The organism is Spirosoma soli (assembly GCF_042684525.1).
Taxonomy (GTDB): Bacteria; Bacteroidota; Bacteroidia; order Cytophagales; family Spirosomataceae; genus Spirosoma; species Spirosoma soli.
The window spans coordinates 184,035-201,480 of the sequence record NZ_JBHULN010000012.1 but is presented as its reverse complement, the minus strand read 5'-3'; the positions used below and the strand labels follow the sequence as shown (position 1 = coordinate 201,480).

General features: G+C 49.7%; 11 protein-coding genes. 7 read left to right on the top strand and 4 right to left on the bottom strand.

The genetic code is table 11. The features are described 5' to 3' along the window. Window positions 1-65 precede the first annotated feature (65 nt). From ACFSUS_RS19145 to ACFSUS_RS19130, 4 genes are all read right to left on the bottom strand, one after another. Window positions 66-380 carry a DNA-directed RNA polymerase subunit omega gene (locus tag ACFSUS_RS19145; RefSeq protein ID WP_381525344.1) on the bottom strand — a complete coding sequence of 105 codons (315 nt, stop codon included), beginning with the start codon at window positions 378-380 and terminating at the stop codon, window positions 66-68. 87 nt (window positions 381-467) lie between these two features. Next, window positions 468-1,376: an outer membrane protein assembly factor BamD gene (locus ACFSUS_RS19140; protein WP_381525343.1), complete on the bottom strand. Its 909-nt coding sequence runs from the start codon at window positions 1,374-1,376 to the stop codon at window positions 468-470. 120 nt (window positions 1,377-1,496) lie between these two features. Then, a complete protein-coding gene (locus ACFSUS_RS19135) occupies window positions 1,497-2,156 on the bottom strand; it encodes a T9SS type A sorting domain-containing protein (RefSeq protein ID WP_381525342.1) in 660 nt (219 codons plus the stop codon). A gap of 95 nt (window positions 2,157-2,251) precedes the next feature. Continuing rightward, on the bottom strand, window positions 2,252-4,069 hold the full coding sequence (locus ACFSUS_RS19130) for an OstA-like protein (protein ID WP_381525341.1): 1,818 nt from the start codon (window positions 4,067-4,069) through the stop codon (window positions 2,252-2,254). A gap of 33 nt (window positions 4,070-4,102) precedes the next feature. Here ACFSUS_RS19130 and tilS point away from each other — a divergent pair, with 33 nt between their 5' ends. From tilS to ACFSUS_RS19095, 7 genes are all read left to right on the top strand, one after another. Further along, window positions 4,103-5,443, top strand: a complete 1,341-nt coding sequence (tilS, locus tag ACFSUS_RS19125; RefSeq protein ID WP_381525340.1) for a tRNA lysidine(34) synthetase TilS — start codon at window positions 4,103-4,105, stop codon at window positions 5,441-5,443. A 160-nt stretch (window positions 5,444-5,603) separates the two neighbouring features. Next, window positions 5,604-7,886: an OmpA family protein gene (locus ACFSUS_RS19120; RefSeq protein ID WP_381525339.1), complete on the top strand. Its 2,283-nt coding sequence runs from the start codon at window positions 5,604-5,606 to the stop codon at window positions 7,884-7,886. Between the two features lie 335 nt (window positions 7,887-8,221). Then, window positions 8,222-10,777, top strand: a complete 2,556-nt coding sequence (locus ACFSUS_RS19115) for a carboxylesterase family protein (protein WP_381525338.1) — start codon at window positions 8,222-8,224, stop codon at window positions 10,775-10,777. Window positions 10,778-11,043: 266 nt separating this feature from the next. Beyond that, window positions 11,044-11,943, top strand: coding sequence for an ABC transporter ATP-binding protein (locus tag ACFSUS_RS19110; RefSeq protein ID WP_381525337.1), 900 nt, complete (start codon window positions 11,044-11,046; stop codon window positions 11,941-11,943). A gap of 71 nt (window positions 11,944-12,014) precedes the next feature. Further along, complete coding sequence (locus ACFSUS_RS19105; RefSeq protein ID WP_381525336.1) at window positions 12,015-12,374, top strand: four helix bundle protein; 360 nt, start codon at window positions 12,015-12,017, stop codon at window positions 12,372-12,374. 48 nt (window positions 12,375-12,422) lie between these two features. Next, window positions 12,423-16,070 (top strand): ABC transporter permease/M1 family aminopeptidase, encoded by a 3,648-nt coding sequence (locus tag ACFSUS_RS19100; protein ID WP_381525335.1) that lies wholly within the window; start codon window positions 12,423-12,425, stop codon window positions 16,068-16,070. A 242-nt stretch (window positions 16,071-16,312) separates the two neighbouring features. Beyond that, the gene (locus ACFSUS_RS19095; protein WP_381525334.1) at window positions 16,313-17,314 is read left to right on the top strand and encodes an FHA domain-containing protein; all 1,002 of its coding nucleotides are present in this window, start codon (window positions 16,313-16,315) and stop codon (window positions 17,312-17,314) included. The last annotated feature ends 132 nt before the right edge of the window (window positions 17,315-17,446 follow it).

Sequence of the window (17,446 nt, the reverse complement as noted above, 5' to 3'; positions counted from 1 at the left end):
CAAACAGAAAAACCGCACGGCAAACATACCGTGCGGTCCTGAGATATTGCAGACAACTCACTTAATTATTGTTGAGCGTCTTCGTCGTTATAGCGCCAGTAGACTTTGCCTTCCAGAAACTCATCCGTCGCGATCGACGTTGGCTTTGGCATACGCTCGTAGAATTTCGAGATTTCGATCTGCTCGCGGTTCTCGAATACTTCTTCTAAGTTGTCGACTGCTGATACAAACTCGGACAATTTATTGCTGAGCTCCTCTTTGTTTTTAGTCGAAATCTGCCGAGCACGTTTCGAAATGATCGATACTGACTCATAGAGGTTGCCGGTTTGAACAGCAATCTTATCGTTGTCGCGGGTAATAATAGATTGATTTGTTGCCATTTTTCAGTTAACAGTTAGCAGCTGACAGTGATCAATAAACAAACCGCACACCAACGGGCGACTGTCTACCATTCACTGCTCACTGTATTAATTGGCTGCCGTTACCTTCGCCGGGCGGTTAGGGTCGGGCTGATTCTTAAGCTTTTGTTTTTCCTGTTCGCGCTCCTGCTCCAGTTTTACCAGTCGTTCAATTTCTTTTTGACTGGTTTCATACATTTTTTCCGATTGTTTCACGAATCGGCTGTTAGGGTATTTATCCACGAAAGCCTGATGATAATTCATTGCTTCCTGATAACGTTCCTTCTGTTTGCTTTCCAAACTATTTTGGGCCAAACTAAATTCAGCATCTACTTTCAGAAACGCTAATTCTTCATTGTATTCAGAATCAGGAAATTCTTTTTGAAAGTTGTTAATGGCGATGACAGACGACTTGTACGAAGCGATGTTAAAACCGCTGGTTTTATAATACAACTTCGCTTTCTCGTAAGCCTTCTGTTCCAGCTTCTTCCGAAGTTCCAGAATCAGTTTGGTACAATCGTCTTTGTACTTGCTATCCGGATAAGCGTTAACAAAATCTTGTAGGGCCGAACTGGCTGTCAACGTATTCGACTGATCGAGGTTGAAGGACGGCGTGTCTTTATACAGCGAGTAAGCATACATATACATGGCTTCCTGCGCGTAGTCAGAACGGGCAAACGTTTCGTAAAACTTTTTGAACAGCGTAGCGCTGAGCAAATACTGCTGCTGGTGATACTGTGTGTAAGCATAGTAAAACTGAGCCATTTCAGACTCGGTACTACCTTTCAGAACCGGAATGAGCTCTTCAAATAGCAAGCCAGCGCGGTACCAGTCCCCTTTCTTATAATACTCGACGGCTCCTTTATACTTCTCGTCATCGGTTCCGCTTTTCTGCAATTTAGAGAACGGACTGCACGAACCAAGCAAAAACACGACCAAAGTCCCCAGCAGAAACTTACTAATATGACGTTGTTGCATACGATTGCAAAGATACAAAAAAATTACGGGCTACATCGTTTTAACGTCGATATAGCCCGTATAGTGCCGCAAACAGCTCTTGGTGAATCTGTTTACGATATTTTAACAGAAATGGATCGGCTACTGATGGCGAACCAACAGCCGCTTAGTAGCTACTTTTTTACCATCAACAGAAAGCTGATACAGGTAATAGCCCGTAGCAAAATCGCGGGTTACAATCCGGAGCTTACGGTCATTACGTTCCAGCTCGTACTCAGCAACTGGAGCGCCTAAAACGTTTAACAGAACGAGCTTTGCTTCGGCAGCGGGACCGCTGAATTGATAGTCAATCTCAGCTACATCGTCGGCCGGATTCGGGAAAACGTTTGATACCCAAATTTTTTCGTTGGTGTACATTCGATTCTCACCCTTCCCTTCCTGGTTGGTTACCGGACGAAGATCTGCTGTTACTGCCGGTGAATTGTTATCTGCTGACGCAGTACGAACGGTGGGTTTAGAAACCGAACGGGCAACGAGCAGTGTTTTATAATGCTCGTTGATTGTGCTGTTTTTGTGCAACGCCATGGACCGATCGAGCCCAGACAATGTTTGATTGGGGTTGATCGAAAAACGCTGGGCAGGTAGTGCTGCCGCGTTTGTTTTACGGGCTGGAGTTGTCCGGCCCAGCTCCAGTCGGCTGCCCTTTCGAGCGTCCGAATCCCGAAGCGCAACCTGCGCCCGTATCGGGATTGTAGCCGTTAGCAAGCCCGTTAGTACACCAATAAGTATAATTTGTTTCATGAAAGTCTAATTCAGGTACACTTGTACTCACCGCAAACCTATTCATGGAAAAAGACAAAGTCAACGGGGTACTATCTAAAAAATTGTTAAATGCCTTAATTATTACTCCTTGGAACGAGTTTCTTAGCTAAAGGTTTAACCGACGACTTAGTTTTAATCGCTTTTTTAGCTGCTGGCTGCTCAGCCGGTGGTGTCTCCAGCCACAGAACTTGCCCTTTCGTTGGTTGTTCTGCTTCCCGCCACCGGAATCCATCCAACTGCTCGTTCTCACTAGTAATTTCTTTTGGTGGAATGAGTTGAGCGTCAGGGCGGCCGTAGAATCGAATGCGCCCGACCTTACTGTCGGCAAACTCAATGTTCATTCGGCTGCACTCCACATGGTTTAAACCGATCATTTTATTGTCGTCATCAACGGCGTAATAAATGCTCTGCCCGTTTCCTTCCACAATGACCCGATCAAGCGTAGTTTGCTCCTGAACTGGGGCGGTCGTTGACGGGGGTGTTGCGTCTTTAGGCAATACGCTTTTGATGGGGGTGTTCGTTGCAATCACCGAAACACTTCGTTGGGTTGTTGCTGTCGCTACCGTTTGGGTAAGCGTCGATTGGGCCGAAGCAGCAGGAGCAGGCCGTACCTGCTTTGTAACAAAATAGGCAGTAATCGTGCGTCCCTTCACCTGATTGTAGTTCTTCAGCGTATCAAGCGAAATTACGAACGACTTGCCCTTTAAGAACATGGTGTTGATTTTGTTGTTTTTTAGCAACGCCCGCATTGAGTCGGCTTCCATCTGGTACTTATTCTGACTCCAGACGATCGGCTTCTTGTAAAAATAAATGGTTGAGTCGGCGGTGTTGTAGATGAGCGAGTCACACTTGCTTTGCAGGTCCGATTTGTAGATAAACACGTTTTTGTGGGCCAACAGGCGACGCGTGTTTGTTATTTTGTCATCGTACGAAAATAGCGTATCGGCCCGCAGAAAGAGGGTGTCTTTAGTTGTTTCGTTTGCCAAGCTTTTGGCCACCGGATGCCCCGTTACCCGCGATATGCCTGCCTTACCGTTGTAGCGAACGTGATCCCCCAAAATAACCGCCTTCTTATCTTTAGCCACCATGATCACGTTGCCTTTGGCAATGCCAAGTTCTGTTACGTTATCGTAGTACAAAGAATCACCAGTCAGCCGATATTTCGGAGTTTCAACCGTGGCCCGGCGCTGGAAGTTAGAAATACCCGTTGTGGTATTGTACTGCCCTTCCACAGCGGTTAAGACCCCGTCTTTATTGGTGATCCGGGTTGGGCCCTGAAAAGTAGCAATGCGGGTTAAAGAATTATACAGCAACGAGTCGGCCGTGAGCGTGCCTTTAGGATTGACCAGACGAACGTTCTGGCGGAACGTAAATAGCTTGCTTCGCGTGTCGTAATAGCCTTCCCGACTCGTTAGTACGTTCTCTTTATCGACAATGCGGCCCGGCGTAGGGTAATGCGCAATTCCCGATAGCATATCGTAGTCGAGCTGCGCCGTGGTAAGCGTCATCTTGCGGTCCTGCATGATGACATGGCCACGCAGATTGGCCTGTCGGTTGTTTCCGTAGTAATACATCGTATCGCCCCGAACACTGATGGTATCACCCTGTACCATCCGGACATTGCCATACGCTTCAATAACGTTGGTCGTTACGTTCTGGATGGCCAGGTCACAGAACATCAAGACCCCTTTCTGCCGGAACCGAACATTATTATATATCTTCCGGACGACCTGACCTGGTATATTCACACCGACTAAACTGTCTGAGCCGGGCAACAGCTCTACCTTGTCACCGGCTGGCGAACGGCCTACCTGGGCTTGTACGTCAGTGAGCGTGAACAACGAACCGAGTAAGGTGGCAATGACAAGAAATCGGAAAATTGAACGATACATAATGACAAAACTACGGCTTCGAGCCAATTCAGGATGCTGGAGCGCGATTTTTTAGGATTTATTAACGATAAGTGTCTATTCAAGCCAACCGATTGCGTACTGTTGGCGGTTAGTGGTGGATTGGATTCGGTCGTTATGGCGGAAGTGTTTCACCGTACTGGACAGCCTTTTGCCATAGCTCACGTGAACTTTGGCCTTCGCGGGACCGAATCAGATGCTGATGCTGCTTTTGTACAAAACAAGGCTAAACAGTACGGGGTTCCGTTCCACAGCATTCGGGTTGAAACGGCGCTGGTAGCCGCTCAACGGGGCATTTCTATCCAGATGGCCGCCCGCGAACTGCGCTATGACTGGTTTGCCCAACTGCTACGTGATCATTCATACGCTTGTGTTGCAACCGCTCATCACCAAAACGACGTGTTGGAAACAATGTTACTGAATCTGATTCGGGGGACTGGTTTAGCTGGGCTGCATGGCATTGCAGCTCGCCAGGGGGATGTGGTTCGACCGTTGTTGTTTGCCACCCGTGATGATCTGTCGGCATATGCTGATGAGAATGGACTTCTGTTTCGGGAGGATAGCTCGAACGCTGATGATAAGTACGCCCGTAACCGGCTACGTCATCAGGTGGTGCCGGTGTTTTCGGCTTTGAATCCGGGCTTATGGCAAACGCTACCCCGTACGATCGAGCGATTACGAGCCGCCGAAGCCCTAATGCAGGCTGAACTCGCTCGATCGTGGCAGGAAACGGCCGAGCAGGAAGGTGAACAAATTCGGTTGCCAATTCACAAGTTACGGGCATTACCTGAGCAGGTTTTTCAACTGGCGGCTTGGTTAAAGCCCTTTGGGTTTACCGGTAATCAGGTTGAGCAGATCACGATGTCACTAGAACGAGAGGTGGGCCAGGTTTTTTTATCAGCCTCACACCGCCTTGTGCACGAACGAATAGCTTTGCTGCTGGAGCCTTTACCCACACAGATCGACTATGAGATCGTAATTAATGATTGGGCCAATACGGTAATAGAGGTTGGCGATCAGTTTACGTTACGTATCGAGCAACTGGCAAAGCCTGACGATTTCAGGCCTTCTGCTGATGCAACGATTGCCTGTCTGGATGCTGATCGATTGACCTTTCCGCTTACTATCCGTCCGTGGCGACTGGGCGATCGGGTGAGGCCGTTAGGGTTACAAGGCCACAAGCTCGTCAGCGATTTATTGAATGACCTTAAGTTAACCCGCTCAGAGCGAGAGCAGACCGCTGTACTACTTTCTGGAGCGCAGATTGCCTGGGTGATTGGCCGCCGTATCGCTCATCCCTTCCGAATAACCGAGCAAACAAAACGAATGGCCCGCCTTAGTTGGCAATCCAAATGAATGTGTATCCCTTAATTTAATTTGGAAAATTGTATTTTTGGTATTTTAATTAAGAGTAACAAAGCGGTTTGCATTGTGAAATTCATAGCTATAAAAAAACTGGCACTTTATTTGATAGGTTTCGTTGCGAGCCCATAGTTCTATTAACTAACTAATATCCATGAACCGAATTGTACGGGTCTTGCTACTTGCAGGACTGGCCTTGTGGAGCCTAACAGTTCAAGCACAAAGTGCGCGGTTGCGAGCGGCCAACAAACAATTTGATAACCTTAGCTACGTCAGCGCGGTGCGGTCGTACGAAGACTTTTTGCGGAACGACAAAAAGAAGGAGCCCGCCGAAACGCGTGAGGCTATGATCAAGCTTGGCTACAGCTACCGTAAGTTGCAGGATACCCGAAATGCCGAACGGGTATATGGTGAACTGGTAAAGGCGTATACTGACCTCGACAGCGAAGTCTATCTGTATTACGCGCAGTCACTAGCCGCCAACGGTAAGTACCGCGAGTCGCAGAAAATGTATAGCCAGTACGGCGAAAAACAGGCTCAGGACCTTCGGGGGCGCCGTTTTACAGTGTCTTACATGGACATGAGCCGCTTCTATCAGGACTCATCTTCCTACCGCGTTCATAGCTTGCCGATCAATTCCAGACAAGCTGACTTCAGTCCAATGTATTACAAAAATGGGTTGGTATTCGTGTCGGCCCGTGATGAATCGGGGGCGGTGAAGCGGGTTTTTAACTGGAACCAAACGCCTTTTCTCGATCTTTATTTTCATCCGGACACCAACCAGTTACGGGTTCCTGGTATACCGCAGGCTCGCCCGACTAGTTCGGCGGTGTTAGGTAGTGGGGGAGAAGTAAAGCCAACAGAAGCAGAACTAGCCGCCGAAAATCAGCCATTGACAAAAGCTGAAATTTTCAGTCGAACGCTCAACACAAAATATCACGAAGGCCCAATGACCTTTACCAAAGATCAGAATTTTATTGTCTTCACCCGTAACAATACAAGTAAAGGGAAGGCCGGTAAAAGCTCTGATGGCGTGAAAAAATTGAAATTGTACTCTGCCGTGAACAAGAACGGTAAGTGGGTTGATATTCAGGAATTGCCGTTCAATAGCAGCGAGTATTCGGTAGGGCACCCGGCTTTCTCGCCCGATAATACAAAGATGTATTTTGCTTCGGATATGCCTGGTGGATACGGCGGTACTGACATTTACGTAGTAGAATATAACAACGGCCAGTGGGGAACGCCCGTGAATATGGGCAAGGAGATCAATACGGAAGGTAACGAGATGTTTCCGTTCGCGGATGACCTGGGTAGTCTGTATTTCTCGTCTGACGGACATGAGGGGTTAGGCGGTCTGGACGTGTTCTACGCCGATTTGAAAGACGGTGTGGCTTATAAAGGAGTGACGAACGCAGGCGTCCCCATTAACTCGGAGAAAGATGACTTTGGGTTTATCAGCGACAAAGGCCGTACGAGTGGCTATTTCAGTAGCAACCGCAAAAAAGGCGTAAGCGACGATGACATCTACGCTTTCCGCCGAACCTGCAAGCAGCTTAATATTTTCGTTTACGATGCCAAAACTGGTTCACCACTCGAGAACGCGGATGTGCGTATCCTGAGAAACGGCGTTAACCAGGACTTACGCCTGACAAACGTAGAAGGCCGCGCCGACTTGTGTCTGGATGCTAACACAGAATATGAGTTCAAAGCCATTAAAGAAGGGTTTGCTTTGAACAGTGTCCGTTTCTCGACCCTGACCCAATCTCCTAAACCCGTAATGAACGTGTCGATCTACCTCGAACGTACGGAAAATACCCTGGTGAAAGGTGTTGTAAAAATGGAAGTCAATCAGAGGCCGGCGCAGGGGGTGAAAGTAACCTTACGGAACGATAAAGATAAGTCGGAGCAGACGGTGATCACGGGCCCCGATGGCGGCTACGAGTTCAATACAAAGCCGAATGCGCCGTACACCATTACGGCCCAGAAGGATCGCTACGCCACCAAGAAAGCACAATACGCCAAAACGAAGCGGAATACAAAAGTGGTTACTGACTCGCTAGGGCTCTATGGCGTTGGAGACGTATACCAACTCAAGAATATTTATTACGATCTGAACAAGTTCTTCATTCGGGCTGATGCGGCTCGTGAACTGGATCACGTACTGGCCATTCTGAAGGAGTACCCACAAATGCAGATCGAGCTAAGATCACATACTGATGCTCGAGCAACCGATGCTTACAATGTTCGACTGTCGGAAAACCGCGCCAGGGCGGCCATGGATTACTTAGTTTCGCGGGGTATCACGGCTAACCGCTTAGTGGCCCGGGGATACGGAGAAAGTGAGATTGTCAATGGCTGTGTCGACGGTGTTAATTGTACCGAGCACGAACACCAGCAGAATCGTAGAACGGAATTCAAGATTTTGGCAGTTCAGTAAACAGCAAATACCGACACTAAAAGCGGAGAAGGGAGGCCAACCTTTCTCCGCTTTTTGCTTTGTTTCATGATTTAAGCAGATAGCCATAAATTGTCAGGCCGCTGGTGCAGCCCGGAATAAATGGCGAAATACTAAATAGAAGTTTAGCTGCTCATCTTTCGACGAAAATTCAATTATTAAAATTTTTAAGAAGCATTCGTAGCTTTTGGACTCAAACGAATTTTAGCGGATAAGTTTATGAAACACTGCTTTACTTCTGAGTACTGCTTTTAGCTGCTCCTTTAATTAAAGCTCCATCCGCTTAAGCTTCTGTAAAGCCTCTAAAGAAACGAAAATTGACCTTGCTCGACGCATCGACCATGTACAACCGCATCACTAGTGTATTTTTTGCCTTGTTATTAAGCAGCGCTACTCATGCGCAGGTTGGTCAGGCATCAACTGGATCGAACAGCTATCAATTCACCAAAGGGTTAGTAGCCCTGACCGGTAGCCGCTATGGTCGGGAAGCTATCTATACTGACCCGCTGGCGTATCAACTTTATACCAATACGCTGAAGCAACCCACCGAAGGGGCAACATTCGGTACGGACGATCAGGGACGGGAAATTAAATGGCTGGCTGTCACGGCTGACAGTCTGAACCGGCTCCGGCTGCGGGGCAATTTTCGAGGCAATGGGGGCGCCCCGGCGGGCCCCGGCGTTACGCCCGGTAGCATTCGCGGGGGGCTTGGTTGGGGAGGAGGCTATACCTACCTGACGTATCCATCAACCCGCGATCAGGTGGCACTTCTGAACATCAAAGGGAATAGCAACGTATACGTCAATGGCGAACTGCACATGGGCGATGCCTACAGCATGGGTTATCTGCACATTCCCGTAAAGCTCAAAAAAGGAGTAAATGAGTTTTACGTACGAGGTACCACGGTAACAGCTAATCTAAGCTTCCCGGCTAAGTCGGCGCTCTTGCGAACCGATGACCCCACGCTGCCGAGCATCCGGATTGGTGAATCCAATACGTCACTTCAGGCAGCTGTGGTGGTTGTCAATGCCTCAACGAATGGATTAATGGGGCTACAGATAAAGAGCAAGGTAGCTGGTAAGGAGCTCACCACTACGCTGCCTCCAATACCGGCGATGTCAAGCCGGAAAGTGGCGTTTCTGTTTGATGGCAGTGGCGTTAGCGCAAAAGGTGCACAAAATTGTGACTTAACGCTCTTACAAAAAGGTAAGCAGCTCGATCAGGCAACCCTATCTATTGAAGCTGTAGCACCAGGGGCCTCTTATAGCAAGACGTTTGTGAGCCAGATTGACGGAAGTCTACAGTATTATGCTGTAACGCCCCAATTGTCGGCCAGCACGGCTCCGTCTGCTTTGTTTTTATCGGTTCATGGTGCGGGGGTAGAAGCCAGCGGACAGGCCCGGGCGTACAAACCTAAGGACTGGGGAACGCTGGTTGCTGCCACGAACCGTCGGCCGCGGGGGTTCAACTGGGAAGATTGGGGACGGCTGGACGCCCTGGAAGTGTTGACCATTGCCAAGGATGAATTCAAACCCGATCCCCGGCATATTTACCTGACAGGGCACTCGATGGGCGGACACGGTACCTGGTTTTTAGGAGCAACCTACCCGGACAAGTGGGCGGCTATTGCGCCCTGTGCCGGTTACCCAACTCTGAAAGAGTATGGTTCGGCAGATGGGGTTATTCCGGATAGTAGCACCAATCCGCTGGAACAAACCTTACTGCGGGCTGGCAACCAAAGCGATGTGCTGAAACTGGTAACCAACTACAAACCACTGGGGGTTTATGTCTTTCATGGCGATGCTGACCAGACCGTTCCCGTTAGGTATGCGCGCCAGATGCGCAAACTTCTGGGCGAGACGCAGCCCGACATGAGCTACTACGAATATCCTGGCGGGAGTCACTGGTTTGGTGATCATAGTGTCGACTGGAAGCCTTTGTTCGACTTCTTTAAATGGCATCAGCTACCCGTAGATTCTACTGTCAATGCAATCGATTTTACTACGGCAAATCCGGGTATCTCGTCGGCCTATCGCTGGGCGTCGATTGAGCAGCAAACGAAGCCGTTGCATTACAGCCGTATGCAGCTTACCCGGACTAAAAACGCGATTACGGGAACGACAACTAATGTAGACCTGCTAAAGCTGGCTCTGAATGAGTTTGGCGCCAAAGCACCGGTAAAGATTACACTGGATGGAGGGACTGCTGTTGATTATACAACAACAAGTACCAACGATACGCTGGTGTTGCGCAAAGAAAAAGATCGCTGGACACCCACGTCCCGACCTGAAGTAACTCAGAAGGGGCCGCACCGGAACGGCACATTCAAGGAGGCCTTTGCCAATCGGATGCTATTCGTGTATGGCACTTCGGGTAATGCCGCCGAAAATGAATGGGCGTTCACAAAAGCTCGGTTCGATGCCGAAACCTGGTATTACCGCGGAAATGGCGCGGTAGATATCATTGCTGACACCGACTTTGTACCCGGCCAGTATGCCGACCGCGGGGTGGTGTTATTTGGTAATGCAACAACCAATAAGGCCTGGAGCAAATTACTAGCAAAGTGCCCGATCCAGGTGAGCCGTGGACAAGTCACCGTGGGCAGCGAACGTTACACGGGTGACGATCTGGGAGGCTACTTTATCTGGCCACGGGCTGATAGCCCCATGGCTTCCGTAGCCGTCGTTACCGGTACGGGTCTTGCCGGTATGAAAGCCGCGAATGCTAACCAATACTTTGCCGGCGGTAGTGGCTTCCCTGATTTTGTGTTTTTTAATATCAGCATGTTGCGTGATGGTGCCAAAGGCATCCGTACGGCGGGCTTCTTTGATAACAACTGGTCGCTGGCGAGCCAGGAGGGTGGAAAAGAATAGCCTGTTCAGGAGGTATTAAATAGCCCTTTTAAGTTAACTTCGGTAGGACAAACGGGTAGCTGGCAATAACGCTGGCTACCCGTTTGCTTTTATACCGGCTAGGTATATTTTTTAATTGAATAATTTATTCAGAATAGTTGAATCTTCTGAAATGGACGCCAGTCACCCTATAAACACACCGTTTATATAATTCTTACCTGGTAAAAATAGCAGGCATGGCTAGGTTCTGTAATTTGCTTACTCACCTCGTTAACCTGACTGCTAGCATGAAGCTTGAGATTACTGACTTAACTAAAACGTATTCCAACGGCGTTCGGGCCCTGAAGGGTATTTCGCTTACGATTCCACAAGGCATGTTTGGCTTGTTAGGCCCCAACGGTGCCGGTAAGTCGAGCCTAATGCGTACAATTGCTACCTTACAGGAAGCTGATAGCGGAAGTGTTCAGCTAACCGGTTTGCCCGATGGAAACCTCGACGTATTGACCCAGAAAGATGGTGTGCGTCGGTTACTGGGCTATCTGCCTCAGGAGTTTGGCGTTTACCCACGCGTAACGGCCGAGGCCATGCTCGACCACATCGCTACGCTTAAAGGGATTGCCAACAGCCGCGAACGGAAAGAGATTGTTGAGGGATTATTGCAGAAAGTGAACCTGTACACGGTTCGCAAAAAGAACCTTGGTACGTACTCGGGCGGTATGAAACAACGCTTTGGCATTGCGCAGGCGTTGATTGGAAACCCCCGACTTATCATCGTGGATGAACCGACGGCTGGCCTGGACCCCGCCGAGCGTAACCGCTTCCACAATCTTTTGTCGGAGATTGGGGAGAATACCATCGTGATTCTGTCGACCCATATTGTTGAGGACGTCACCAATCTTTGCTCTGACATGGCCATTATCTGCCTGGGCGAGGTGGTTGCTTCTGGCGACCCTAACAGCCTGGTGGCTGATCTGAAAGGCAAAATCTGGCAAAAATTCATCGAAAAAGCTGAGGTTGATACCTACCGAAAAACGCACCGGGTGATCTCGACCCAGCTGAAAGGCGGTAAGACCCGACTCCATGCTTACAGCGACCTGCCACCCGTTGGTTTCGAGCCGGTTGAGCCGGACCTGGAAGACGTGTATTTCGCTAAGATCACCGAGAAAATGGATATTGTCACTGTATAGTATTGGGAGCGAGGAGCGCGTAATAGGATGTGTTTCCCGCTTATTTTTCACCACCTGAACCAAACACTTGTATGGAAAAAACAAAGCACTTTCGCGAGTTAATTATGTGGCAAAAAGCTCACCAGCTTGTTTTGTCGGTTTATCAATTAACCAAAGCCTTTCCCAAAGAAGAATTATTTGGGTTAACGTCACAGATTAGGCGAAGTGCAGTGTCTGTACCTGCCAATATCGCCGAAGGTTACCGAAAGCGTACCATCCCTGACAAATCTAAGTTCATGAATATTGCACAAGGTTCGCTCGACGAGACGCACTACTACCTGATTTTGGCACAAGACCTCGGATACGCTCAGACGGACGACTTACAAATTGCACTCGAAGATGTAGCTCGGCTTTTAACGGCTCATTACAACGCTATCGAAGCCAAACGCTAATCGGCTGATCACCTATTACTCGCTCCTCGCTCCTAATACTTGAACCTTATGTTCCTCGAAATCTTTCGTTTCGAGCTGGCGTATCGACTGAAGCGCCCGGCTACGTACTTATATGCCCTCATTTTATTTCTGTTCACGTTTCTGTTTGTCATCTATGGGAATGGCCCTGCTTCCGAGAAAACAAACGTAAACTCGCCTTACGCCGTCAATCAGTTCATTGTAGTAATGACCATCTTCGGCATGCTTGTGGCGTCGGCGATTATGGGAGTGCCTGTCTACCGGGACATTGAGCACTCGACCAAGAACTACTTTTTTACTTTTCCCATCACCGAGCGGGGATACCTGCTGGGGCGCTTCTTTGGCTCGTTCGTAATTCTGCTGGGCGTTATGGCCGCTGGACTGCTCGGCATTGTGATTGGCTCATTGCTGGGGCCGGTATTCAACCTTGCCGACAACGCCGAACGCTTTGGGCCCATTCGCTTCCGCGATTATGCGTATCCGTTTTTGCTCTTTGTGCTGCCGAATATGTTTTTGGTAGGCAACATTTTCTTTGCGCTTGTGGCTTTTTCAAGGCAGGTGTTTGCTACCTACGCGGGTAGCATTCTCTTATTTATTGCTTATCTGCTTGGCGGTACCCTGGCCAGCGATTTAGAAAACAAACACCTCGTTAACCTGCTCGATCCGTTCGGGTCATACGCCTACGACAATGCCACCAAGTATTGGACACCGGTGGAGCAGAACACACTACTTGCCCCTTTGGAAGGCGATTTGCTGACCAACCGACTTATCTGGTTAGCGGTGGCACTGCTGGTGTTCGGTGTAACCGTGTGGCGGTTCAGTTTTATCCGGTTTCTATCCGTCAAACTAGGTAAAAAAGAGAAAGGTGACGTAATACCAGCCACAATACCCACCCTGGCGAGCCTGCCCAAACCAACACCTGTATTTCGAACCAGCACGTACCTGCGGCAGATGGTTCGTCAGGCGGGGCTGGAGTTTCGGAGCATTGTGCGCGATCCGTACTTCATTGCCATTTTGCTCGGCGCGGTGCTGTTTTTGTTCTTGGACGGCTGGTTCGGCGCGCAGATTTATGGAACACCTTCGCTGCCCACGACCTACGCCATGTTAGAGGCCCGCAACGGTACGTTTTTCTTCTTCGTGCTGATTGTCATTATTTTCTATACCGGCGAAGTCGTACACCGCGACAAAACGGTGCATTACGACACCATTGCCGACGCCTTACCCGTACCTGACTGGATGAACTATGGCGCCAAACTACTCTCCATGATGTACGTCTGTCTACTGCTGTGTGAATTGGTATTCGTATCGGGCGTACTGAATCAAACAGTGAAAGGCTACTTCAACTATGAGTTCGGTCTGTACGTCCGAGATCTGCTGGGCGTTGCCTTCACGCAGTATTTCCAGTTGGTGATGCTGGCGTTTTTCGTGCACACCTTAGTAAACCAGAAGTTCGTAGGGCACATTGTCACGCTGGCGGTGTACATCGTTATCTGGGCGGTACCGCAGTTCGCGGAGTTTAGCTACCGACTGGCGTTACCATTTTCGGGGGGTGGCGTACAACTCTCCGATATGAACGGCTTTGGGCACTATCTGACAGGCTTGTTTGCCTTTCGGGCTTATTGGTACGCGTTCGGCGGGTTGCTGTTGATTCTGGCTCTCTGGTTCTGGAACCGGGGCAGCGACACAGGAGCCAAAGCCCGTTGGCAGTTGGCCCGGCAGCGGATGGGCCGGGTGTCTATCGGTCTGTTTGCCTTATTGCTGGTGGCCTTCGTGGGTATGGGTGCCTTCATTTACAGGAATGTGAGCGTAGAAAATCGCTTTTACTCGGCAGATGAACAGCGCGAACGACAGGCTGACTACGAGAAAAAGTATAGTCGGTACCGTGATGTGCTCCAACCGAAAATTACCAGCGCGAAAGTCGATGTGGATGTATATCCTGACGAATTCAAAGCCGTAGCCGCCGGGCACTTTATGATTGTCAATAAAGGCAACCGGCCCATCGACTCGCTGCACATCAGCATGGCCCCTGACAACTTTCACCGACAACTAACCGAGTTTACGGTCGGCGGTGTTACACCAAAGCGAGTCTTCAGCGACGCGGAGCTTGGCTATACGATTTATCGCTTAGCCAAACCGCTGCAACCCGGCGACTCGGCTCGGATGGAAATGGGGGTGACGGGGCAGTACGTCGGCTTTGCCAATAGCAGTAATGATCGCGATGTGGTCAGCAACGGTACCTTCTTTAACATTGGTATCCTGCCCGGCTTCGGGTATAGCCGCGAAGCCGAACTAAGCAGCGACAAGTATCGTAAGAAATATAAACTGCCCATCAAGCAATGGACTCTGCCGACCCAAACCGATCCGCGCGGGCTGAGCGACTTCCTGTTTACCACCGATGCCAACTGGGTTACGTTTGAGGGCACGATCTCAACCACGCCCGACCAGACGGCCATTATGCCGGGTGTGCTGACCAGGACCGAAACCAAAACGGGGCCAGACGGTAAGCCGCGCAAATACTTCCATTATAAACTACCCGGCTTTTCGGATTACTTTTTCAGCATGTGTTCGGCGCGCTACGGCGTTAAGCGCGATACCTGGAAAGGGCCCAACGGCCAGACGGTCGCGCTGGAAGTGTACCATCAACCCGGCCACGAGCGCAACCTCGACCGGTTTATGGCCAGCATGAAGGCGTCGCTGAGCTACTACACGAAGAACTATGCGCCTTACCCGTATCCGGTGCTACGGGTGCTGGAGTTTCCGCGGTATGCTACGTTTGCGCAGTCCTTTCCAACTACGGTGCCCTATTCGGAAGAATTCGGCTGGGTGGGCGACTTCCGGAATCCTGATAAAACGGACTACGCTTATTACGTAACGGCCCACGAAGTCGCGCACCAGTGGTGGGGCCATCAGATCATGCCGAGCCGGACGCGCGGGGCCAATCAGATTTCGGAGACGATGGCCGAGTATTCGGCGTTGATGGTGTTGAAACAGCGCTATGGTGCCGACGCGATGCCGAAGTTCCTGAAATATTCGCTGGATCGCTACCTCGGCGGCCGGGCGTTTGAGGATAAATTCGAAGCGAACATGCTCGACAACGATACGCGCAGCTATGTCTGGTACCAGAAAGGCTCCATGCTTATGTATGCTTTACAGGATTACATTGGCGAAGAACGTGTAAACAAAGCCATGAACGATTACATGAAAGCCGCCCGGTTCCGGCAGCAGGCTCCGTTCACAACCTCACTCGAATGGTATAGTTTCCTGAAAGCCGCTACGCCAGATTCGCTCAAACCCTGGCTGACGGATAACTTCGAAAAGCTAACGCTTTACGATAATCGAATTACCAAAGCGGAAGCAAAAGCCATCGGTAAAGATCAGTATCGGGTAAAGCTATATGTGCGGACGGCGACTGAATATTACGACAAAACCGGTAAAGAGATCGCTAAAGGGAAAAGCCCTGTCATCGCCGACATCGCCGTACTGACCGACGATACCAAAAACAAAGATGGACTGACAGCAAAAGTGCCGCTGCTGATGCAGAAACGCAGTTTAACGCCGGGTGAACATGTCATTGACGTTGTCGTTAAAGGCAAGCCCGTTAAGGCTGGCATCGACCCCTATAACAAACTCATCGACCGCGTTTCGGACGATAATTTGGTCAGTGTAGATTTGCTGTAAGGCAATCTTGTTAGCGCCATTAGAAAAGCATTCTTCCTTCAACGAGCGGCTCGTTGAAGGAAGAATGCTTTTTTTGATACGTATGTGTCTGCCCGGCCCTTCTTCCAATGGGAGAGAAACGGAAAGACGCAGCTATTTGAGTTAAACCAAAACACCTTTTACAAAATAGCGTTCTTTTACTTGAAAGAAACTCGTAAATGCATCGTTTAAGGAGGTGGTAATCCTCACTAAACCGTCCACAAATGGCAAATCAGCCCGGAGGCTGGCTTGGTAAATTAAGCAACTTACTCGTGCCATCCAGCCAGGCCGACACTCCTCAGGTAGCTACGGTTACCAACAAGCGTATTCTAGATGAACTCATTGCGTCGTTCGAGGACTCCATCGGCCGCGAATCCGTTGGGGCGAGCATGTTGTTCAACGCTCACTTCCTGATTATTCTCCACCCCGATACGTACGAGAGCCGTCAGAACGCCTTTCCCGTCATCGTCAACGAAGTGGTGAGCGCCTTTAAAGCAATTATTGAATCGCAGAAGGGCCAATACAGTCATGTGTCGCCGGTGGCGTCGAGCTGGTTTTTTAAGTTTGGGGCCGGTCGGGAGTTCGGCGGAGAAGTCGTGGCGCCTACTGACGTTAAGGTAATCGGGGCACTGACGGGAATATTACCCGGCAATATTCAGGCTCAATCGCCAGATAAGGTGAACGTAACGCGCCGGGTAAAGCAAACGAACCGCTACGAAAAGGTCGATGTCGATCTGAATACATTTCAGCACATTGATTTTCGGGAGCCGGGGGCGTTTGTGGTGAAATTTAACTTCAATCCACCGGCAACGGCATCACCGGCACCAGTTGTGAAATCAACAGCAACCAGTGCTTCGGCTTTACCAAAAAGCCTTGGTGCCGGTTTAGCAGCGGTCACGTATTACATGGCCGAACTGAATAAGGAAGACTCGTACCTGATGCGCGACCGTGAAATTGTGGTGGCGCGTAAAGAGCCCGATAATCAGCATTTCCCTAATTATCTGCTTGTGGAATCGGCGTATGTATCGAATCCCCACGCCCGGATACGCTACAACGACACCAGCAACTCATTTGAGATAGCCTCGTTCAGTCGCAACGAAACCCGCGTGAACGAGCGACTTATTCCACGTAGCGAACCCGCCAGTCCGCAATGGTTTCCTTTGCCGGGGAAAGCGCAGATTTTGCTCAACAGTATGGTTACGCTCAACTTTCAAAGCAATACGTAGGTATGATTGACTTTTTGCTTGTGGGGCTGTTGCTGTTGTTTGTATGCTTTCTGGTCGTCAGACACTTTCAGGATTTGCCCCGGTGACGTAGCTTTTGTAGCTACCACCAAGCTACATCACGTATACACCAAA